The sequence below is a fragment of the Bacillus sp. FSL K6-0042 genome (assembly GCF_038006685.1).
Classification (GTDB): domain Bacteria; phylum Bacillota; class Bacilli; order Bacillales; family Bacillaceae_G; genus Bacillus_A; species Bacillus_A pseudomycoides.
On sequence record NZ_JBBOVS010000003.1, the window covers coordinates 16863 to 38209 of the forward strand.

At 33.8% G+C, this 21347-nt stretch carries 18 protein-coding genes and 2 pseudogenes; 15 read left to right on the forward strand and 5 right to left on the reverse strand.

The window, feature by feature from the left end:
• Together parC and MHH45_RS26405 are read left to right on the forward strand one after the other, a co-directional pair.
• A complete protein-coding gene (gene parC / locus MHH45_RS26400; protein ID WP_016115708.1) occupies window positions 1-2424 on the forward strand; it encodes a DNA topoisomerase IV subunit A in 2424 nt (807 codons plus the stop codon).
• A gap of 457 nt (window positions 2425-2881) precedes the next feature.
• Window positions 2882-3532: a hypothetical protein gene (locus tag MHH45_RS26405; protein ID WP_016115707.1), complete on the forward strand. Its 651-nt coding sequence runs from the start codon at window positions 2882-2884 to the stop codon at window positions 3530-3532.
• 43 nt (window positions 3533-3575) lie between these two features.
• Here MHH45_RS26405 and MHH45_RS26410 read toward each other — a convergent pair whose 3' ends face one another.
• From MHH45_RS26410 to MHH45_RS26420, 3 genes are all read right to left on the reverse strand, one after another.
• The gene (locus MHH45_RS26410; protein WP_016115706.1) at window positions 3576-3926 is read right to left on the reverse strand and encodes a hypothetical protein; all 351 of its coding nucleotides are present in this window, start codon (window positions 3924-3926) and stop codon (window positions 3576-3578) included.
• Window positions 3927-4161: 235 nt separating this feature from the next.
• Complete coding sequence (locus tag MHH45_RS26415) at window positions 4162-4587, reverse strand: thioredoxin family protein (RefSeq protein ID WP_016115705.1); 426 nt, start codon at window positions 4585-4587, stop codon at window positions 4162-4164.
• Window positions 4584-5024 carry a disulfide oxidoreductase gene (locus MHH45_RS26420; protein WP_016115704.1) on the reverse strand — a complete coding sequence of 147 codons (441 nt, stop codon included), beginning with the start codon at window positions 5022-5024 and terminating at the stop codon, window positions 4584-4586. The genes MHH45_RS26415 and MHH45_RS26420 overlap by 4 nt, the downstream gene beginning before the upstream one ends.
• A gap of 460 nt (window positions 5025-5484) precedes the next feature.
• On the opposite strand from MHH45_RS26420, the gene MHH45_RS26425 reads away from it, so the two are divergent.
• Window positions 5485-6513, forward strand: coding sequence for an oxidoreductase (locus tag MHH45_RS26425; RefSeq protein WP_016115703.1), 1029 nt, complete (start codon window positions 5485-5487; stop codon window positions 6511-6513).
• 117 nt (window positions 6514-6630) lie between these two features.
• Here MHH45_RS26425 and MHH45_RS26430 read toward each other — a convergent pair whose 3' ends face one another.
• Entirely contained in the window at window positions 6631-7266 is a 636-nt protein-coding gene (locus tag MHH45_RS26430; protein ID WP_098116703.1) for a TetR/AcrR family transcriptional regulator, read from the reverse strand.
• 137 nt (window positions 7267-7403) lie between these two features.
• On the opposite strand from MHH45_RS26430, the gene MHH45_RS26435 reads away from it, so the two are divergent.
• The 10 genes and pseudogenes from MHH45_RS26435 (at window position 7404) to MHH45_RS26480 (ending at window position 19873) form a co-directional block, all read left to right on the forward strand.
• Window positions 7404-8297, forward strand: coding sequence for an ABC transporter ATP-binding protein (locus tag MHH45_RS26435; protein ID WP_016115701.1), 894 nt, complete (start codon window positions 7404-7406; stop codon window positions 8295-8297).
• Window positions 8290-9096: an ABC transporter permease subunit gene (locus tag MHH45_RS26440; protein WP_016115700.1), complete on the forward strand. Its 807-nt coding sequence runs from the start codon at window positions 8290-8292 to the stop codon at window positions 9094-9096. Before MHH45_RS26435 ends, MHH45_RS26440 begins: the two co-directional genes overlap by 8 nt.
• Before the next feature lie 430 nt (window positions 9097-9526).
• Entirely contained in the window at window positions 9527-10060 is a 534-nt protein-coding gene (locus tag MHH45_RS26445) for an RNA polymerase sigma factor (RefSeq protein ID WP_016115699.1), read from the forward strand.
• 12 nt (window positions 10061-10072) lie between these two features.
• A complete protein-coding gene (locus tag MHH45_RS26450) occupies window positions 10073-11071 on the forward strand; it encodes a hypothetical protein (RefSeq protein ID WP_033671857.1) in 999 nt (332 codons plus the stop codon).
• Between the two features lie 61 nt (window positions 11072-11132).
• A complete protein-coding gene (locus MHH45_RS26455) occupies window positions 11133-12182 on the forward strand; it encodes an LCP family protein (RefSeq protein WP_016115697.1) in 1050 nt (349 codons plus the stop codon).
• Between the two features lie 89 nt (window positions 12183-12271).
• Window positions 12272-12588, forward strand: a pseudogene (locus MHH45_RS26460) (cation:dicarboxylate symporter family transporter); the annotation flags it as partial.
• Window positions 12589-12941: 353 nt separating this feature from the next.
• Window positions 12942-14648 carry a peptide ABC transporter substrate-binding protein gene (locus tag MHH45_RS26465; RefSeq protein ID WP_016131787.1) on the forward strand — a complete coding sequence of 569 codons (1707 nt, stop codon included), beginning with the start codon at window positions 12942-12944 and terminating at the stop codon, window positions 14646-14648.
• Between the two features lie 380 nt (window positions 14649-15028).
• Window positions 15029-16741 (forward strand): peptide ABC transporter substrate-binding protein, encoded by a 1713-nt coding sequence (locus MHH45_RS26470; RefSeq protein WP_016115694.1) that lies wholly within the window; start codon window positions 15029-15031, stop codon window positions 16739-16741.
• Window positions 16742-17288: 547 nt separating this feature from the next.
• Window positions 17289-19001, forward strand: a complete 1713-nt coding sequence (locus MHH45_RS26475) for a peptide ABC transporter substrate-binding protein (RefSeq protein ID WP_016115693.1) — start codon at window positions 17289-17291, stop codon at window positions 18999-19001.
• Window positions 19002-19153: 152 nt separating this feature from the next.
• Window positions 19154-19873 carry a class I SAM-dependent methyltransferase gene (locus MHH45_RS26480; RefSeq protein WP_016115692.1) on the forward strand — a complete coding sequence of 240 codons (720 nt, stop codon included), beginning with the start codon at window positions 19154-19156 and terminating at the stop codon, window positions 19871-19873.
• A gap of 234 nt (window positions 19874-20107) precedes the next feature.
• On the opposite strand, the gene MHH45_RS26485 is transcribed toward MHH45_RS26480, so the two are convergent.
• The gene (locus MHH45_RS26485) at window positions 20108-20482 is read right to left on the reverse strand and encodes a hypothetical protein (protein ID WP_016133195.1); all 375 of its coding nucleotides are present in this window, start codon (window positions 20480-20482) and stop codon (window positions 20108-20110) included.
• Between the two features lie 137 nt (window positions 20483-20619).
• Here MHH45_RS26485 and MHH45_RS26490 point away from each other — a divergent pair, with 137 nt between their 5' ends.
• Together MHH45_RS26490 and MHH45_RS26495 are read left to right on the forward strand one after the other, a co-directional pair.
• The gene (locus tag MHH45_RS26490) at window positions 20620-20955 is read left to right on the forward strand and encodes a hypothetical protein (protein ID WP_033671409.1); all 336 of its coding nucleotides are present in this window, start codon (window positions 20620-20622) and stop codon (window positions 20953-20955) included.
• A 13-nt stretch (window positions 20956-20968) separates the two neighbouring features.
• Window positions 20969-21172: pseudogene (locus MHH45_RS26495) on the forward strand (P1 family peptidase); the annotation flags it as partial.
• Window positions 21173-21347: the final 175 nt, after the last annotated feature.

Consider the following 21347-nt stretch of genomic DNA (forward strand, 5'->3'; position numbering starts at 1 on the left):
ATGCAGGCAGAGAAGTTTCATGACCTCCCGCTTGAAGACGTGTTAGGTGACCGCTTTGCACGTTATAGTAAATATATTATTCAAGATCGCGCGCTACCAGATGCGCGTGATGGTTTAAAACCAGTACAACGTCGAATTTTATATTCAATGTATGTAGAAGGAAACGTACATGATAAAGCGTTTCGTAAATCAGCGAAAACAGTCGGTAACGTTATTGGTAACTACCATCCACACGGTGATTCTTCTGTGTACGAGGCGATGGTACGTTTAAGTCAAACTTGGAAAGTGCGTAATGTTTTAGTTGAGATGCACGGAAATAACGGTAGTGTTGATGGTGATCCGGCAGCGGCAATGCGTTATACAGAAGCACGTTTGTCACCAATCGCATCTGAATTATTACGTGATCTCGATAAAGAAACAGTAGAATTTGTGTCAAACTTTGACGATACAAGTGAAGAGCCTGTCGTACTGCCAGCAATGTTCCCGAATTTATTGGTAAACGGTTCAACAGGGATTTCAGCTGGATATGCAACAGAAATTCCACCGCATCACCTTGGAGAAGTAATTGATGCAACAATGATGCGTATCGATAAGCCGAATAGTTCCGTAGATGACTTATTAACAGTTATAAAAGGACCTGATTTCCCAACAGGTGGCATTATTCAAGGGCTTGATGGAATTAAAAAAGCATATGAAACAGGAAAAGGGAAAATCATCATTCGTGGAAAAGCGGAAGTTGAAACGATTCGCGGTGGCAAACAGCAAATTGTCATTACAGAAATTCCATACGAAGTCAATAAAGCAAACCTTGTAAAGAAAATGGATGAACTACGTCTAGATAAAAAGCTAGATGGAATTGCGGAAGTACGTGATGAGACAGATCGTACAGGTCTTCGTATTGTTGTGGAACTAAAAAAAGAAGCAAACGCAGAAGGTATTTTAAATTACTTATATAAAAATACTGATTTACAAGTTCCATATAACTTCAATATGGTGGCTATAAATAATCGTCGTCCAACATTAATGACGTTACCCAAGATTTTAGATGCGTACATTGGGCATCAAAAAGAAGTTGTTACACGTCGTTCAGAATATGAGTTGCGAAAAGCTGAAAATCGTCAACATATTGTGGCAGGTTTAATGAAAGCATTATCGATTTTAGATGAGGTAATTGAAACAATTCGAGCATCTAAAGATAAGCGTAATGCAAAAGATAATTTAAGTGCAAAGTTTGGATTCACAGAAGCGCAGGCAGAAGCAATTGTATCCTTGCAACTGTATCGTTTAACAAATACAGATATTACAGCACTAGAAAAAGAAGCGGAAGAACTAGAGAAGAAAATTACAGAATTACAAGCGATTTTACAAAGTGAGAAAAGGCTTCTTCAGGTCATTAAAGCAGATCTAAAGAGAGTAAAGAAAACGTATAGCGATAATCGCCGTGCTGTTATTGAAGAAGAAATTGAAGAAATTAAAATTGATGTGGAAGTTATGATTCCACAGGAAGATGTCATCGTTACTGTAACGAAAGAAGGTTATGTGAAGCGAACCGGTTGGCGCTCACATAATGCATCGAATGGGAAAGACTTCGGTATGAAAGAGGGCGACATCTTACTCGAGCGTTTCGATACAAATACAACAGAAATAGTTCTCTTATTTACGAATAAAGGAAATTATATTTATCTTCCAGTATACGAAATGCCAGACATTCGTTGGAAAGATTTAGGGCAGCATGTGGCAAATATCGTTTCACTTGATAGGGACGAGACATTAATTTGGGCAACCGTTGTACCGAATTTCGAGGAAGAAAAGCGATTTATTGTGTTTGTTACACGAAATGGTATGATTAAGAAAACGGAATTAAATCAGTATAAAGTTCAGCGCTATTCAAGAGCGTTTGTAGCCGTAAACTTGAAAAAAGATGATGAAGTTGTCGATATCTTCGCAACAGATGGAACAAGTGATATTGTTCTTGCAACACATGGTGCATATGCACTTATTTTTAATGAAGAAGAAGTAAGCCCAGTTGGTGTAAGAGCAGCTGGGGTAAAAGGGATTAATTTAAAAGAAGATGATTATGTTGCTTCTGGTAGACCGTTAAATAGTGAAAAAGATCAATTGATTCTCGTAACGCAGCGCGGTGCAGTTAAGCGATTAAAAGCTTCCCAAATTGAGAAATCAACAAGGGCGAAGCGAGGCCTGGTTATCTTCAAAGAGTTAAAACGTAATCCGTACCGCATTGTCGGTATTGAAATTGTTCGTGATGATGAACTTGTTTATATGAAAACAGAAAAACAGATTGTAGAAGAAATAGATCCGAAAGCATTTCGTAATAAAGACCGGTATAGTAACGGTAGTTTAGTACTAGATGTTACTGATACGGGTGAAGTGGTTGAGACGTGGACGAAGAAACGGATAGAATGAATAAGCGATAATAAAAATTCCAATTAAATATACTCATTTTATTAGTGAAAACCATGTTCTATATTATATAGAGCATGGTTTTTTTTGAAATATTGGAAGCTTTAAGCTTATTACTATTCTAATGAATTTTAGGATTTATCCCGTATTAACGGACAGTATCACTCTCACGTCAAATTTCAGTGAAAGCAAAGAAGTGAGAGATGAACTGTCCGTAAAGGTCCGATTAGTTCAACTAACCATCAGTAGGGGATGAAGAAACCCACCATTCATGGAAGTTTTACCTTATAAAATTCCTGTTGTACAAAATAAGTATCTTTACATAAATTTTCTCAATATAGAATTACATAAATTTTTGAATTTAATATTTAAAAATTCAAACTATTAATTTACAATAACTTAAGAACTATGGAACAGTAACAAATGTATGAACTATATTCTATAATAAAGGAGTCCATAAATGAAAAAAGTATATTCCTTTTTAATGACTGTATCTGTATGTATATTTATATCTGCTTGTTCCAATCAAACAAATTCTGAAAAAGAGGTAGAATCTGATAATAAAAAAGCTCCAATAGCTGAAACTAATGTAAAAGCTAAGCCTTATACAGAACCATTAACACAAGTAGGACAAGAAGCAAAGCATCCACTTGGAACAGTGATTCTAAAGCAATTAAGTGAGCCTAATACAATGATAGAAGCAGGGTCTCTTCATATTCAAGTAGAAAGAATTAAGGTAATTCAGAGTACAGAAGTAAGTGAAATTGGGAAATACAACTTAAAAGAACGAGGACTAGGTACAGAGCAAATGAATGCAATACAATTTACAACCACTTTAGAAAATACTTCAGATCAAGTACTTGATTTGGAACAAGGGCCTTTTAAAACACTTGTTTTAAGTAATGGTGAACAAGTAGATGTATATAAAATGAATGCGGATCCAAAAAGTCGAAGCTTAAATGCGAAGGAAAAAATGAAGTTTACACTTATCTGTTTCTTATCTCAAGCTCCAAATGATGTTAAATCCGTAAAAGTAATTACTGATGCGGTACGAGATCAGCAAACAAAAAATGAAGTGAGCACAGTAACTACTACTGAGATTACTATGTAAAAAAGAAAACAGCCTGATGAGGCTGTTTTCTTGTGTTTTCCAATTAAAAAGCGCAGTATCCAACAACTGGTTTGGATGAACCAGTTTTAATGAAATAGTCAGGAGCAAAGCCTTGATCTAACTCACCACCATAGCCATTATCATCTACAAAATCCCAAACCTTACTTCCCATATAAGATTCGCCATTCACATAGCAATATAACCAAAGTTGAGTGCCATCTGGAATGTTTGATTCAGTCCGTGTGCCATTTATTGTTGGAGTTGTGCGAAGATCAAGCCCAGAACCTGTTTTTTGTACCGGATAAAAAGCAGCTTCCGTTACCGATTGACTTGCAAATAAAACCGAACCTGCTACTGCTACTGAAGCAATTGATAATGCAACTTTTTTAAACATACGTGTTACCTCCTAATAAATTATATTTTATTGCAGATGGGGAATCCCCCTCATACCTATCAAATAAAAATCATCCTTTATTCAAGATTGGTAAGCATGAGGGAGAGCCCCTTTACTCCCCTATAAATTAATAGAATGTATGGTTAAAAATAAAAAATAAAGCTAATGTTTGTTTCTTTATCAATACTCTAGTTATGAGCTTGAAAAAATAGCGTTTTTGGTAAAATAAAAACGCTTATTTGTTGTTTTCAAACCATGTTTGAAACGTTTGTAAAGACTGTTCGCCTAATATACGATTCATTTCCTTTCCATCTTTGTAAGAAATAATTGTAGGTGTTCCTTTTATCTGAAACATATCCCAACCTTGTTTATATTCTTCTAGATTCAAAACTTGCATATCAATATTCATATTTTTTGTCATAGGAACTACAATTGGTGAAATCCTTTGGCAATGCGGACAGGTCGTTTTGTAGAAATAAACTATTTTTGTTTTGTGATTTGATAGATCTTGTTGCAATTGTTCGGGGGTAATTTGATTTTTATAATAATTTACCTTCTCAGTACTTATGGTTTTTTCACTTTTTGTTCCTTTATTGGTTAGAACAAAAACAAGTGTAAATATTGATAAAATAGTAATAATGAAAAAAAGCATTTTTTTCATATACTGTTTCTCTCCTTGCTTATTTTCATAAGAATAAAGCCACAAATAATAATAAGAAGAAAGGCTATTAGAGCGAGAAATGGGATTGTAATAAATCCGAACCAATCTAAATAATCCCCTGTGCAAGGTATTCTTCCACATGATGTTCCGTTTTCAGATAAAAATGGGATTTTTTGAAGGGAATAGTGATAGGCAGCTATACATGCGCCAATGATAGCGAGAATCAAACTATAAATCCCAATTCTATAATCTTTCCGAATAATAGCTGTTCCTAGTAAAAGAACTAGTGGATACATGAGAATACGTTGATACCAGCATAATGTACAGGGCTCATATTTCATTATTTCAGACAGATACAAACTCCCGAGGGTTGCAATAAAGGAAATCGACCAGCTACTAAACAATATGTATTCTAGTTTTTTTTCTGTATTGTTCATGACTTCACCCTTCCTTTTTTAGAGATGGAAATAATGAAATAAATCCTCTAAGAAAATAGAAGATAAAAAATAAATTTTAAAAATAGTTAGCTCAAGAGTTATTATAAATTATGTTTTTGTTTTGTATATTGAGAAAATTTTAATTTTATAAAATCTTATAGAAGAATAAAGTGAGATGAATTGAAAGTGGGCGTATACTTTTTTGGGGAATGCCTATGCCTATCAAGCAAATGTTTTATAGTACTCTCAAAACGAAAATTTCTTCTCTACAGTCATTTATAAGAATTCAGCTTGTCTTGTTATTTAAGTAACGGCTAATAATCAGTGGGGTATGAAGAAATCCCCACTGATTAAAGCTTTACTTTATTTTTACCGATCTAAGAATGAGCAAATGGTTATGTAAATAAAATAAAACTTGATATAATAACTATGAAATCGTTCTCAAATGTGGAGGGAATATATGAAAAAAATAGGAGTAGGGATTGTAGGATTTGGATTTTCTAGTACAACATTTCACATCCCTTTATTACAAACGATAGATGAATTTGATATTCGTGCGATAGTATCTTCGAAAGAAGAGGTAGTGAAACAAGCATTACCAACTGCGCAGGTAGTTCATACGGTTGGAGAATTAGTAAAGAGAGACGATATTGATCTTGTTGTTATTACGTCACCAAATACAACGCATTTTCCATTTGTAAAAGAAGCTATTGTACATGGCAAACATGTCGTTGTAGAAAAACCGTTTGTTGTTTCAGTTGAAGAAGGAGAAGAGCTTATTACATTGGCGAAAAAGCATGATGTAATTGTTAGTGTGTATCATAACCGTCGTTTTGATAATGATTTTTTAACAATAAAGAAATTAATTGAGGAAAAACAAATTGGAAATGTGTGTACATATGAAGCTCATTTTGATCGCTTCCGTCCTCATGTACGTGATCGCTGGCGTGAAAAGAACTTACCAGGATCGGGGATTTTATACGATCTAGGATCGCATTTAATTGACCAGGCATTACATTTATTCGGAAAACCAGATGCTGTTAGTGCGGATATAGTAAAGCAACGACCTGGGGCAGAAACGGATGATTATTTCCATATTGTACTTTACTATGGAATCAAGCGTGTCATTTTACATAGTAGTAGTTATGTGAAACATGCAGGTCCTCATTTTAGTGTTCATGGGGATAAAGGCTCAATTGTTAAATATGGTATGGATTCACAAGAAGACCAATTAAAAGCTGGTATGAAGCCAGGTGACATAGGATATGGAGAAGATAGTGAAAGTAATTTTGCTGTTTTAGAAACAGAAGAAGAAGTAAAGCATATTCCAACAGAAGTGGGATGCTATGAAATATATTATAAAGGAATTCGAGATAGTATAGTAAATGTTGTGCAACCTCCTGTAACAGCTGAAGAGGGTTTACAGGTGATTCAACTTATTCAATTGGCAATTGAAAGTAGTGAAACAGGTAGAGTTATCTCGCTATAAGTTAAAAAGACACGATTTCGTGTCTTTTTTTATGGATTTTAGGATTGGAATATATATTTTTGTTGTGGGATATAATTTTTCTCTTCGAATGAAATATAAACAATTCAAATTATTAATCTAATTTTCCCGAGTGACATTTTCAGGGTTGGAAAGCCCATAAAAAAACATCGTAACGATATCTTTTATATGTTTTTCACGATCGTCCTCCAAGAGTTGTACACCGTAATCTTCGCCGAACTTACTAAACATTTGAATGTATAGTAATATCATTTCTTTTGAAAGATGGGGATTAATTTCATTTTTACGTTGTGCATTTTCTAATATCTCTAAAAACCAAGGCAGGACTGTTTCATTTTGGTAACGATATATAAATTCGCGAAGCTCTGGATCTTTTTGGATTACTTGCAACAGCATGTCAGGGTGAAATAAACTACCACTTTCCATTTTACGTCGGATCATCTTATGCAACATCTCTTGGAACGGCATATTTTCAGCTGCTATCTCTTGATAGAATTGAAACTCAGTTGTCGCGAATTCTTGAATAAGTTCTCGGAAAAGCGCATCTTTACTACCAAAATGATTATAAATGGTAACTTGAGATACTTTTGCTTTTTTTGCGATGTCCTCTATTTTTATTTCATTAAATCCACGCTCTGAAAATAATGATAACGCAGCGTCTTTAATGGCGCGTTTTTTCTTTTCTTTTACTTTTTCAAAACCGTTCAATACAATCACCTCATTTAAAATATACAAGAAAGTAGAGATGAAAACAATAAATTTGAAATATGAACATAAAAATATTTCAAAAAGTTGTTGCCAATTTAAATAGAGAAGAGTACAATAATTTTGAAATATAAAACATAAAATATTTCAAAAAATGAGGTGGAATAATGATTTCAGTCCAAAATGTAACAAAAAAATTTCCAAATGGAAAAGGGTTATTTGATATTACCTTTCAAGTAAAAGAAGGTGAAGTTTTTGGTTATCTAGGACCAAATGGTGCAGGAAAATCAACAACGATTCGTAATTTAATGGGATTTATAAAGCCAACTGCTGGTCATGCAGAAATTTTCGGTCTAGACTGCTGGAACGAAGCTGCAAAAATTCAAAGGGAAGTTGGTTATTTACCAGGGGAAATTTCCTTTATAGAAGGAATGAACGGATTAGAATTTTTAAAACTTATGCAAGGTATGCGCGGATTGAAAGATGTAAAGAGACGTGATGAGCTTATTGAAAGATTACAATTTGATGTGAAAACACCAATTCGGAAAATGTCTAAAGGGATGAAACAAAAAGTAGGAATTGTAGCTGCATTTATGCATGATCCAGAAGTGTTAATTCTGGATGAACCAACGTCAGGATTAGATCCACTCATGCAGCAAACTTTTATTGATTTAATACTAGAGGAAAAACAAAAAGGAAAGACAATCCTCATGTCATCCCATATTTTTACAGAAATTGAACGGACATGTGACCGGGTAGCCATTATTAAGGAGGGGCGCCTTGTAACGGTGGAAAATATTCATGATTTACAAGGCATGAGAAGACAGGTAATGGATGTAACGGTTTCATCTCAAGTGGAAATGCGTTCTTTACAAAAGGAAAATTTACAATTTGAAGCGGTGAAGGGGAATACAGCGTCCGTTATTGTACAGGGGAATTATCAGGAAGTATTACAAACGCTTGCTAGGTATAATGTGAAAGCACTTCAAACAAGAGCGATGGATTTAGAACATTTATTTATGCATTATTATGATGCGAAGGAGGGTGTGAAACATGAATAAACAGCTGTTTTTAGCTAGCTTTAAAGAAAATCAAAAAAGCATATGGAGTTATTCAATTGGTGCGGCTCTTTATTTGTGGTTATTAATTTGGATATTTCCATCGCTCGTATCTGCGAAAGGATTAAATGAAATGATAGATGCTATGCCAGATAGTGTGAAAAAGATTGTTGGTATGGAAAATTCGATTCAAAATGTAAGTGATTTTTTAGCAGGTGAATACTATAGCATGTTGTTTATTATTATATTGACAATTTTTAGTGTAACGGTTGCTACACATGTAATGGCTCGTTATGTAGATAAAGGGGCGATGGCTTATTTGTTGACAACACCTGTATCTCGAGTGAAAATTGCAATAACACAAGGGGTAGTTCTTATTCTAGGATTGCTGATTATTATACTTGCGACGTATGGAGCTGGTGTATTAGGAGCAGAGTGGCTCTTGAAAGATAACAATTTAAATCAAGAAGTATTCTTCAAAATGAATTTAGTTGGGGGGCTGTTGTTTTTCGTAGTCAGTGCCTATTCATTTTTATTCTCTTGTATATGTAACGATGAAAGAAAAGCTCTTAGTCTTTCTGCCAGTGTTACAATTTTGTTTTATTTACTAGATATGGTAGGGAAATTAAGTGATAAGCTAGAATGGATGAGAAATATATCATTATTTACGTTGTTTCGTCCAAAAGAAATTGTGGCAGGGACATGTAACATATGGCCGGTAAGTATTGGATTAACTTTTGGTGCGATTTGTATCTTTGTAGTAGCGATTGTATTGTTCAAAAAGAGAGATTTACCGCTATAGATAAAGTGAAACTTTAATCAGTGGGGGGTTTCTTCATCCCCCACTGATTATTAGTTGAACGAATCGGGCTTTTACGGGCAGTTTATCTCCCACCTAACTTCTTTGCTTTCGCCGAATTTTGAGGTGGGAGTATTACTGCCCGTTAATGCGGGATAAATAGAGTTGAAAAGATAGTTAGTTCCTTTATGAACTAACTATCTTTTTTTATTTCTGGAAAATTATAAAAAAAATGAACCTTTTTCCCCACTAAACCATCTAATAAGTGTAAAGTTTTATTGGAAGATATAAAGTGAAACTTTAATTAGTAGGGGGTTTCTTCTTCCCCAATTGATTATTAGCCCGCCCCACCTAACTTCTTTGCTTTCGCTGAATTTTGAGGTGGTGGGTCTTACTGCCCCGTAAATAGCGGGATAAAACGGGAGGATAGACAGTGAAAGTAATACCTGTATATAAAATAATGGTAAAAGAAGAGAGTAATGTTTCTTTAGCTAAAAACGGTGATCATGAAGCATTTGTCTCTTTAATACATACACATAAAGTTCAGCTCTATCGTATAGCCAAAGCAATGCTATATGATGAGAATGACGTAGAAGATGCGATACAAACAACAATTCTAAAGGCTTATGAAAATATAAAAAAGCTTAAAAATGAGGAGTTTTTCCAAACATGGTGCATTCGAATTCTGATTAATCAGTGTAATGAAATGATACGATCACGAAAAAAGGTAATCGCGATAGAAGGAAATAATGATTATATGATAGCATTTGATTCTTATGAAGATATAGATCTTCATAATGCAATTCAGTCTTTAAATGAAGAATTAAAAGCTGTAACAGTACTCTACTATTATGAAGATATGAATCAAGAAAATATTGCGGCATTATTAGAAATACCAAAAGGAACTGTTAAATCAAGGTTGTCACGGGCAAGAGAACAACTGCAGAAGCAATTACGAATGGAATAGGAGGTGTATGTGTTGGATAAGGATGAATTATTTGATGAAAAACTGAAAAAGCGAATAGACCGAGAGAAAACAATGTTACCGGAGCATTTGAATCGGAAAATTAATGATACATTACATAATCTCCCGGTTAAGAAGAAGTCTTATAGAGTTCAAGCTATGGCTGTTAGTGTGGCAATAATGGCATTGTCAATCGTTTCTATGTTTGAATTTTCTGTGCAAAGTTTTGCACAAAAAGGTGGAGTATTTGAATATGTAACGAAAAAGGCATTTTCAGATTATGAAAATGAGGAAGAAACAAAGTCTAATGTAAATTATCCTGAAAAAGAAAAAATTCACAAAAAAATGCTGGATTCAATCGATCATTTTAAAAGTGTTAAGGGGCAATTTGAAGAGTACTCTAGTTCATCTCGCCTAATTACTACTTATAAGTACGCAATTGATACAAGGAATCAGAGAGGGATTTCTTCTAAAGAGGATCGTCAGTCAAAAAAAATGACAGTTTTATATAACCAAGGGAAAAAACAAGAGTTTAATGATAAAGATTATACATATAAAGAAGTGAGATGGAAGTCAGAACCTAAAAATATAGAGTTACTAAAACTAACACCTACTGAAAGAGCATTTAATAAAGTGGGAGAGAAAAAGCGGTATGATGATGAATATGTCGGACTAGCAAAATATAGTATTCAATCGGAGTTTGCAAATTTGTTAATTCGATATAAAGATTGGAATTTTAAAGAAATAAAGTATCTTGGATTAGACTGTTATAAAATAGAGGGTGTTATAAACATAGAGATGCCTTTAAGTACATCTGAAGACTTACGAGGAAAATTCGAAATGATTGTAGAAAAAAATACGGGGATTATGTTGAATTTTCTTAGTTTTCATAATGGAATGATCCAGTATTCTATTACTACGGAAAAGATACAAATAAACAAAGGGATTGATGAAAACGTATTTCAAAAAGATGTTTCTTCATACGAAAAATTGAAAAATGTATTGAATAAATAATGATCTTGTTATTTTGATAGTTTTTAATTCGTATAGAATAATAAATATGGGGGGAACTAATATGGAGAAGAATTTACCTTCACGTGAAAAAAAGAATAAGAAAAAATATAAAAAAAGAAAAGTAATAGGGATATTTGCAGGGGTGTTGTTAGCTGTTGGAATAGGATATGGTGCGTATCTGTATAATAAAACTTCAAATGCGGTACAAAAAGCTTCTCTCAGTCTAGCACGTGGTGAGAAATCTGATTTGCGTGAGGAAGTTGTAAAGCCAATAACAAATAATGTTTCTCTTTTAATTATGGGCATTGATGAAAATCAAGAGCGTCAAAAAGAATATAATGGTGCATTTCATACAGATGCATTATTACTAGCTACTTTTAATAAGGATGATAAGACAGTCAAGTTAATAAGCATACCACGTGATACGTATACATATGTTCCAATCGAAAAGAAAAAGGATAAAATAACACATGCATATGGTAGAGGCTTTGTAAAGAACGGAAAGGATGGAGGACCGCAAGCGTCTGTTGAAGCGGTAGAAAAATTATTACATGTACCAGTTGATTATTTTGTGAAATTCAATTTTAATTCATTTATAAAAATTGTTGATGATTTGGGTGGTATTGAAATAGATGTTCCAATTGAGTTTTCTGAACAAAATAGTAAAGATGAACCGGAGGCTATTCATTTGAAAAAAGGAATGCAAACATTAACTGGTGAACAAGCACTTGCTCTTGCAAGAACACGTCATATCGATAGTGATGCTATGAGAGGACAGCGTCAGCAGCTTGTCATTGAAGCGATCTTAACAAAATTAAAAAGTGCAGGATCTGTTACGAAAATAGGAAAGATGATTGATGCTGTAGATGGTGAGTTTAAGACAAACTTAGCTTTGGCTGATATGCTGTCGTTTTATAAATATGGATTAAATGCTTCAATTGAGAAAATTCAATTAGCTGGAGATGATTTGTATTTACCGAATGGGCCGAAAGGTGAACGAGTCTATTATTATAATCCAGATACAAAGAGTTTGAGAGAACTTAGTAATATACTTCGAGTACATCTTGGATTAAGTGAACAGCAAATTAAAAAAGAAGATGGGGAGAGTTAAAGTATATGAAAAACATAATATAAAATATTTTTTAGTAAAGCAGATCATTATAAATATCTGCTTTTTTGTTTGAATGATACAGTGAAGGTTTTTACGTCGATCTTTCGCTTGGTCAACAATTAACAATAATAGCTATTTTGTTAGTTACTTCAAAAGGGGAAGACGCTGTAACTGGAGAGGGCTTTATGTATTGGCATCAACTTTATCAGCGATGCATGTTATTCCGTTAGAAGGATTAGCTCTTCTATTAGGGGGAGATCGTTTTCTGTCAGAAACGCGCGCTATCGTAAATTTAATTGGTAATGGTATTGCAACTGTAGTTGTTGCGAAAAGCGAAAATGAATTTAACGAGGGGAAAGATAAACAGATGCTAATAGGTATGCAAAAAGAAAAAATAGCCGGATAAAAAGGTCAGTAAAGCTGACTTTTTTTATTTTGTCAAGAAAGGATTTACCAGAATTATATATTATTTATTAAGAATAATTCAGAAGAGTTTTCTTTACAATTGGAATAAATAGAAGAAAAATCAAATGCATATAGTAATACAAGAAAACTCTATATCAACGTGATAGAATGTTTATGAATATTACTGCAATAAAATAATTTTTACAAAATTTTTAATAATAATACTTTACAAAAAACAAAAAATTAGTAGAATAATAGTTAATAGGAATCTTTTGATAAGAATATAAAGAAAAACAGAATTATCAGAAATTTCTTAATCTAGAAACGTACAGGAAATTAGGGAGGGTACAAAAAGTGAAAAAGAAAAAGATGAAAAAACTAACAGCAGTCGTAGCACCAGTTTTAGCAATGAGTATGGCATTAACAGCATGTTCTACAGGTGGAGACAAAAAAACAAGTACGAATTCAAGCGGAAGTGATAGCAAATCGGATGCTAAATTAGCGGCAAAGCAAGTACTGAATCGTACAGAAACAAACGAAATTCCAACGATGGATACTTCCAAAAGTACAGATACTCTTGGATCACAAATTCTAGGGAATACAATGGAAGGGTTATATCGTCTTGATAAAGATAATAAGCCAATCCCAGCTGCAGCTGAATCAAGCACGAAAAGTGAGGATGGCAAAAAATATACATTTAAACTTCGTAAAGACGCAAAATGGTCAAACGGTGACCCAGTAACAGCAAAAGATTTCGTATTTGCATGGCAACGTTTGTTAGATCCAAAGACAGCTGCAGAGTACTCATTTATTGCTTATTATATTAAAAATGCAGAAGCAATTAACAAAGGAAAAGCGGAAGTGTCTACACTAGGTGCAAAAGCGATAGATGATTACACACTCGAAGTTGAACTAGAAAGCGCAGTTCCATACTTCTTAAACTTAACGGCATTCCCATCGTACTATCCACTAAATGAAAAGTTTGTAAAAGAAAAAGGAGATAAATTCGGTTTAGAATCGGACACTGTAGTTTATAATGGACCGTTTGTTCTAACTGATTGGAAGCATGAAGAAGGCTGGAAGCTGAAGAAAAATGATAATTACTGGGACAAAAAGAGTGTGAAGTTAGACGAAGTTAACTATAGTGTTGTAAAGGATATGGCAACTCGTGTAAATTTATATGATAGTGGCCAAATTGACTTTACTTTATTAGCTGGAGAGTTTGTTGACAAATATAGAAATAAAAAAGAAGAATATGGAGTATATTCAGAACCAAGTACGTTCTACTTACGTTTAAATCAAAAACGTGCTGGCCAAGATACACCACTAAAGAGCAAAAAATTACGTGAAGCAATTGCGTTGTCAATTAATAAAAAAGATTTAGTGAATGTAATCTTAAATGATGGTTCTAAACCTGCTGATTACTTAGTGCCAAAAGGATTAGCGAACGGACCAGACGGTAAAGATTTCCAAGAAACGTTTAAAACTGGCCTGAAAAATGACACTAAAAAAGCAGCGACAGCTTGGGAAGAAGCGAAGAAAGAGCTTGGTAAAGATCAAGTGACACTTGAGTTCTTGAACTATGATACAAGTAATGCGAAAAAAGTTGGAGAATATGTAAAAGACCAAATTGAGAAAAACTTAAAAGGTGTAACAGTTAATATTAAAATGCAGCCATTTAAACAAAAATTAAAATTAGAATCTGAGCAAGATTATGATTTCTCATATGGTGGTTGGAACCCAGACTATGCGGATCCAATGACATATTTAGATATGTTTGAATCAACAAATTCTCAAAACCAAATGGGTTACTCAAATCCAAAATATGATGAAATCATCAAAAAAGGAAAAACAGAGTTAATGGCAGATGCGAAGAAACGTTGGGAAGAGTTAGGAAAGGCAGAAAAACTGTTGCTTGAAGAAGATGTAGCGCTTGTACCGTTATACCAAAGTGCTAAATCGTATGTAATGAAACCAAACGTAAAAGGTGTTGTAAAACATAACATCAGTCCAGAATACAGCTTCAAGTGGGCTTATGTAACTGAAAAAGACGGAAAGTAATAGAAAGATAGAAAAGCATTTCTAAAAGTAGGACATCTACTTTTAGAGGTGCTTTTTTCTATGTAATGAATCTTGTTTAAAGAGACTTCAGATATTAGAGGTGATGTTTGATACAAAATTTAAATATGAATAATTTCATATTAATTTAAATAAATGATAAGAAGGATATTGCTGTCATATAGTGAATGGAGAGATTTTGTAAAGTAGTGTGACTAAAATATACCATCATTATAGTAGAAAATATTTTCGAGATTTAAAAAAATAACTTTACAAAACATAAAAAAATAGTAGAATATTAACTAATAAGAATTTTCTGATAATGCTAATATATCAGAAATCTATCGAGGGTATCATCGTACATATAATTAGGGGGGGACACAATGAAAAAGAAAAAGTTGAAGAAGTTAACAGCGGTTGTAGCACCAGTTTTAGCAATGAGTATGGCATTATCGGCATGCTCGGGATCAGGTGGGGATAAGAAGACAAGTACAACGTCTAATAGTGGTGAAGAGAAAAAATCTGATATTAAATATGCAGCAAAACAAGTATTAAATCGTACAGAAAATCAGGAAATTCCAACAATGGATACTTCAAAATCAACAGATACACTTGGTTCGCAAATTTTAGGGAATACGATGGAAGGGTTATATCGCCTTGATAAAGATAATAAACCAATCCCAGCTGCAGCTGAATCTAGCACGAAAAGTGAGGATGGTAAAAAATATACATTTAAGCTTCGTAAAGATGCAAAATGGTCAAATGGTGATCCAGTAACAGCGAAAGATTTCGTGTTTGCATGGCAGCGCTTACTTGATAAAAACACAGCTTCTGAATATGCGTTTATTGCTTACTATATTAAAAATGCAGAAGCAATTAATAAAGGAGAAGCAGACATATCTACATTAGGTGCTAAAGCGGTTGATGATTATACCCTTGAAGTGGAATTAGAAAAACCAGTTCCATACTTCTTAAATTTAACAGCATTCCCATCGTATTACCCGTTAAATGAAAAGTTTGTGAAAGAAAAAGGAGATAAATTCGGTTTAGAGGCGGATACCGTTTTATATAATGGACCATTCGTAATGTCTGAATGGAAGCATGAGCAAGGTTGGAAGTTGAAGAAAAACGATAATTATTGGGATAAAAAGACTGTGAAACTTGAAGAAATAAACTATAGTGTTGTAAAAGACGTAGCTACAAAAGTGAACTTATATGATACTGACGCAATTGACTTTACATTATTATCAGGAGAGTTTGTTGATAAATATAAACCGAAGAAAGATGAATATGGTGAGTATGCAGAATCAAGCACTTTCTTCTTACGTTTGAATGAAAAACGTGGTGGTCAAGATACACCGCTGAAAAGTAAAAAATTACGTGAAGCAATTGCGTTATCAATTGATAAAAAAGGTTTAGCGAATGTTATCTTAAACAATGGATCCAAACCAACGGATCAATTAGTACCAAAAGGACTTGCAAGTGGACCGGACGATAAGGACTTCACAGAATCATTTAAAAATGGTTTGAAACAAGATACAAAAAAAGCAGCTGCAGCATGGGAAGAAGCGAAAAAAGAGCTTGGTAAAGACCAAGTGGCAATTGAATTGTTAAGTTATGATGATGGAACAGCGAAAAAAGTTGCTGATTATATAAAAGACCAAATTGAGAAAAATTTAAAAGGTGTAACGATTAATACGAAAATTCAGCCGTTTAAACAAAAATTAAAACTAGAGACAGCACAAGACTATGAAATCTCTTATGCTGGATGGAGTCCAGACTACGCAGATCCAATGACATTTATCGATATGTTTGAAACAAAGAGTTCTTACAACCAAATGAGCTATTCAAATCCAAAATATGATGAAATGGTTAAACAAGCAGGAAATGAATTAATGTCTGATGCGAAAAAACGTTGGGAAGTGTTAGGAAAAGCAGAGAAATTATTGCTTGAAGAAGACGTAGCAATGATTCCTTTATATCAAAGAGGCAATGCGTATGTAATGAAACCAAATGTAAAAGGAATTGTAAAACATAATATCAGCCCAGAGTACAGCTTCAAGTGGGCGTATGTAGAGGAAAAAGGCGGAAAATAATATGGAATTAGAAAAACGCCTCCGGAAGTAGGCCAACTACTTTTGGAGGTGCTTTTTCATGGGAAGAATCTTGTTTATAATTTGTCTTATTGCTAAAAGGATAAAAATTCATAAATACTACAATAAAAGTAGTATTTATGAATTTTTAAGATAATATAATCTCAAATTGATTAAGAATGGCAGTGAGGGATTAAAGGGCAATAAGACCCCCTACCACAAAAGTTAGTGAAGGTGGGGGATGAAGAAAACCCACACTAATTAAAGTTTCACTTTATAGAGAGAAAGGAGGTTATATATAATTCGAAAAAATAGAGATGAATAAGAAAGCTTTAGTGCTCATATAGTAGATGGGGAGAATCTTGTAATTGTGCTATTAAAAAGTAAATCATTATTATAGAAAAACTATTTTCGGAATTTTTAAAAATAACTTTACAAACTCGAAAAAAATAGTAGAATATTAATTAATAAGAATTTTCTGATAATATTATAAGTATTAGAAAATCTCTCAAATGTAGCATCGTACATATAATTTAGGGAGGGTACACAAATGAAAAAGAAAAAGATCAAGAAACTAACAGCGGTTGTGGCACCGGTTTTAGCAGTAAGTATGGCGTTATCGGCATGCTCGGGGTCAGGTGGGGATAAGAAGACAAATACAACGTCTAATAGTGGTGAAGAGAAGAAATCTGATATTAAATATGCAGCAAAACAAGTACTAAATCGTACAGAAACAAACGAAATTCCAACGATGGATACTTCTAAAAATACAGATACTCTTGGGTCACAAATTTTAGGCAATACAATGGAAGGGTTATATCGCCTTGATAAAGATAATAAGCCAATCCCAGCTGTGGCAGAATCAAGTACGAAAAGTGAGGATGGAAAAAAGTATACATTTAAACTTCGTAAAGATGCAAAATGGTCTAATGGAGATCCTGTAACAGCAAAAGATTTCGTATTTGCATGGCAACGGTTAGTAGATCCAAAGACAGCTGCTGAATACGCATTTATTGCTTATTATATTAAAAATGCAGAAGCAATTAACAAAGGAAAAGCAGAAGTATCTACTTTAGGTGCAAAAGCAGTAGATGATTATACACTTGAAGTTGAGCTGGAAAGCGCAGTTCCATATTTCTTGAACTTAACGGCATTTGTATCGTATTACCCACTAAATGAAAAGTTCGTAAAAGAAAAAGGAGATAAATACGGTTTAGAATCTGATACGGTAGTTTACAATGGGCCGTTTGTTCTAACTGACTGGAAGCATGAAGAGGGTTGGAAGTTAAAGAAAAACGATAATTATTGGGATAAAAAGAATGTGAAACTAGAAGAAATTAACTATAGTGTTGTAAAAGACGCAGCTACTCGTGTGAATCTATATGATAGTGGTCAAATTGACTTTTCTTTATTAACTGGGGAGTTTGTTGATAAATATAAATCGAAGAAAGATGAATTTGGAACATATCTGGAACCAAGTACATTCTACTTACGCTTGAATCAAAAGCGTGCTGGTCAAGATACACCACTAAAGAGCCAAAAATTACGTGAAGCAATTGCGTTGTCAATTAACAAAAAGGATTTAGCAAATGTAATTTTAAATGATGGTTCCAAACCTGCCGATTTCTTAGTTCCAAAAGGATTAGCGAATGGACCGGACGGTAAAGATTTTCAAGAAACGTTTAAAAACGGTTTAAAACAAGATTCTAAAAAAGCAGCGGCGGCTTGGGAAGCAGCGAAGAAAGAGCTTGGTAAAGATCAAGTGACACTTGAATTCCTAAACTATGATACGAGTAATGCAAAAAAAGTTGGTGAGTATGTAAAAGATCAAATTGAGAAAAATTTAAAAGGTGTAACAGTTAACATTAAAATGCAGCCATTTAAACAAAAATTAAAATTAGAATCTGAGCAAGATTATGATTTCTCATATGGTGGTTGGAACCCAGACTATGCAGATCCAATGACATATTTAGACATGTTTGAATCAACAAATTCTCAAAACCAAATGAGTTATTCAAATCCAAAATATGATGAAATAATTAATAAAGGGAAGAAAGAATTAATGGCAGATGCGAAGAAACGCTGGGAAGAATTAGGGAAGGCTGAAAAACTGTTGCTTGAAGAAGATGTAGCGCTAGTGCCGTTATTCCAATCAGGTAGATCTTATGTATTACAACCAAATGTAAAAGGAATTGTAAAACACAATATCAGCCCAGAGTATAGCTTTAAGTGGGCATATGTAACAGAGAAAGATAGCAAGTAATAAAAAAAGCATTTCCAATGGTAATTACTTTACCTTGGAAATGCTTTTTTTATGAGTAATGTGGGAGCTACTTTGAGAAAATAGTACGTTATTTTTGCACAGTACATTACGTTTATGCATATAGGTATTCTAGAAAAAAGAAGGAGAATCTTATGAAACGGAATGTATACATTGACTTTTTAGCTTATTACGGAATTGGAAGCGCACATCCTGGTGGTTTTACGCTAACAAAACAGTTATTGGCACAGTTACCATTATACCGTGAAGCAAATGTGCTTGAAATAGGATGCGGAACAGGGCGTACAGCAGCTTATATGAAAAAACAATATGGTTATAACGTCACAGCAGTTGAAAATAATGAAATTATGATTCAAAAAGCAAAAAATAGATGGTCACAAGAACAATTATCCATTGAACTGATTAAAGGAACTGCTGAACAGTTGCCGTTTTTAAATGAGAAGTTTGATCTTGTATTAGGTGAATCTGTACTTGCTTTTACAAACAAAGAACAGTTGATTCCTGAATGTTATCGTGTCTTGCAAAAGAACGGGAAACTTGTTGTCATTGAAATGATAATTGAGAAGCACTTAACAAAAGAAGAAGAGGAGAAAATACTACAATTTTACGGAATAAAGGAGTTACACACAGAAAAGGAATGGATTGATTTATTTCAAACGACAAACTTTAAAAGGATAACGATTGTAGGTGGAGGAACGATTGCCGAAACGATTGCAGGACAAATGGAACAGCCAGAATGGAACCTGTCACATTTTATTCCGGCTGAATTGTACGATGCATGGGTGCAGCACGAACAGGTATTGCAAATGTATCAACATATTTTAGGGCACCGTGTATTTATTTGTGAAAAATAAAAAGCAGATTAAAAAATCTGCTTCATTTATCCTACTATTTGTGGGCAGTAATATTCTCACCTCAAAATTTAGCAAAAGCACAGAAGTTAGGTGAGAGATAACCTACCTTACCCGTAAAGGCCTGATTGATGGGGGCTGATTAAAGTTTCACTTTATTCGCGTATGATAGGATAACTGTATTTCATTATTTTTGAAAAGGAGTTGACTAAAAAATATAGTCGACTTCTTTGTATATTAGATGAAAAATAATGCAGCTAAAGCAATACCAAAAATAAATCCGAAACCTAATTCAACGGCACCACTTCCGCAAAATCCTCCTCTACAGCCTCCATCAAAGCCACAGCCTCCATCAAAACCAAAGCCTCCATCAAAGCCACAGCCACAATGGTTACATTGACCTAAACCACCACAAAAATCACAGCCACCACCTGCATATGCATCATGGTAACCAAATCCTGTATCAAAAGATGATCTATAGGGTTCAATCCAAACAGAATCATTTGTCACATCAACAATCTTACCGATATGAACATAACCATCTACATCTTCAATACGTACAACTTTACCAAAATAACGATGACAAGTATTGTAACATTTTTGACAATGCATGTTCTTGCCTCCTTCCATATACAGTAATACGATATGTCATCGGGACAAGTGCGGCTTGTACGATTGACCTAAGTTTCATAATTGTTACGAGAAAGGGGGAATATATGGTGAAAGTGTATGAAAAAGGAGTGGGAAGTATGGAACCTAAAGATCAATTTCAAACATATGAAGTTCCTTGGAATGAATTTACGAATGCCCTTCGTAGTGAAATGGAAAAGCAAGTAGGAGCAGATATTATTGACCAAGTCGTTTGTGATTTAAAGGATGGGTTTGAAGTGTATACATATATACAAGGAGATTTAGATTTTGAATATAAAGAAGAACTTGAACGAAAACTTGGGAGTGATGGGAAAATTCCTAATTTATTAACTGTTATGTTATTAGCAAGTATTTATCATACAAGCGAAGAGAATATTCGTTTGTATGCGGATCGTAAAGACAATCCTATTGTTGAAGTATATGTGAAACAATAAAACACGCTGTTATAGGCGTGTTTTTATTTGTATGGAAAAATGTAAGGAAATTCACACTTTAAGGAGAGGGGATATTGTGATTGCTTTTTCAACAGCGCATCGTATTCCTCATACCATTGCTACAGAAACTTTACAATATTCTTTTTTACGTGAAGATGGTAAGGAAGTTTCATATCTGTTTACGATGACTGTAGAAGTGATAGAAGAGGCTATTTAGAAAGCTTTATGCATAGCAAAAATGACAAGTGGAAGTAGGGGATATTTAGAAAAAACACCGTATTCAAAGGTGAAAAGTTATTTTTAATAGAAGAGAAAATCAAACTTTTTTATAGGGATTTTTTGTATGAAGAGTCTGTTTTGATTAATTCGCTTTCAAAACAAGATCGTTACTG

Bases quoted from the DNA above. Each gene is read 5' to 3' on its own strand.
- parC (WP_016115708.1), top strand. From the start codon at position 1: ATGCAGGCAGAGAAGTTTCATGACCTCCCGCTTGAAGACGTGTTAGGT.
- MHH45_RS26405 (WP_016115707.1), top strand. From the start codon at position 2,882: ATGAAAAAAGTATATTCCTTTTTAATGACTGTATCTGTATGTATATTT.
- MHH45_RS26410 (WP_016115706.1), bottom strand. From the start codon at position 3,926: ATGTTTAAAAAAGTTGCATTATCAATTGCTTCAGTAGCAGTAGCAGGT.
- MHH45_RS26415 (WP_016115705.1), bottom strand. From the start codon at position 4,587: ATGAAAAAAATGCTTTTTTTCATTATTACTATTTTATCAATATTTACA.
- MHH45_RS26420 (WP_016115704.1), bottom strand. From the start codon at position 5,024: ATGAACAATACAGAAAAAAAACTAGAATACATATTGTTTAGTAGCTGG.
- MHH45_RS26425 (WP_016115703.1), top strand. From the start codon at position 5,485: ATGAAAAAAATAGGAGTAGGGATTGTAGGATTTGGATTTTCTAGTACA.
- MHH45_RS26435 (WP_016115701.1), top strand. From the start codon at position 7,404: ATGATTTCAGTCCAAAATGTAACAAAAAAATTTCCAAATGGAAAAGGG.
- MHH45_RS26440 (WP_016115700.1), top strand. From the start codon at position 8,290: ATGAATAAACAGCTGTTTTTAGCTAGCTTTAAAGAAAATCAAAAAAGC.
- MHH45_RS26455 (WP_016115697.1), top strand. From the start codon at position 11,133: ATGGAGAAGAATTTACCTTCACGTGAAAAAAAGAATAAGAAAAAATAT.
- MHH45_RS26470 (WP_016115694.1), top strand. From the start codon at position 15,029: ATGAAAAAGAAAAAGTTGAAGAAGTTAACAGCGGTTGTAGCACCAGTT.
- MHH45_RS26475 (WP_016115693.1), top strand. From the start codon at position 17,289: ATGAAAAAGAAAAAGATCAAGAAACTAACAGCGGTTGTGGCACCGGTT.
- MHH45_RS26480 (WP_016115692.1), top strand. From the start codon at position 19,154: ATGAAACGGAATGTATACATTGACTTTTTAGCTTATTACGGAATTGGA.
- MHH45_RS26485 (WP_016133195.1), bottom strand. From the start codon at position 20,482: ATGCATTGTCAAAAATGTTACAATACTTGTCATCGTTATTTTGGTAAA.
- MHH45_RS26490 (WP_033671409.1), top strand. From the start codon at position 20,620: ATGGAACCTAAAGATCAATTTCAAACATATGAAGTTCCTTGGAATGAA.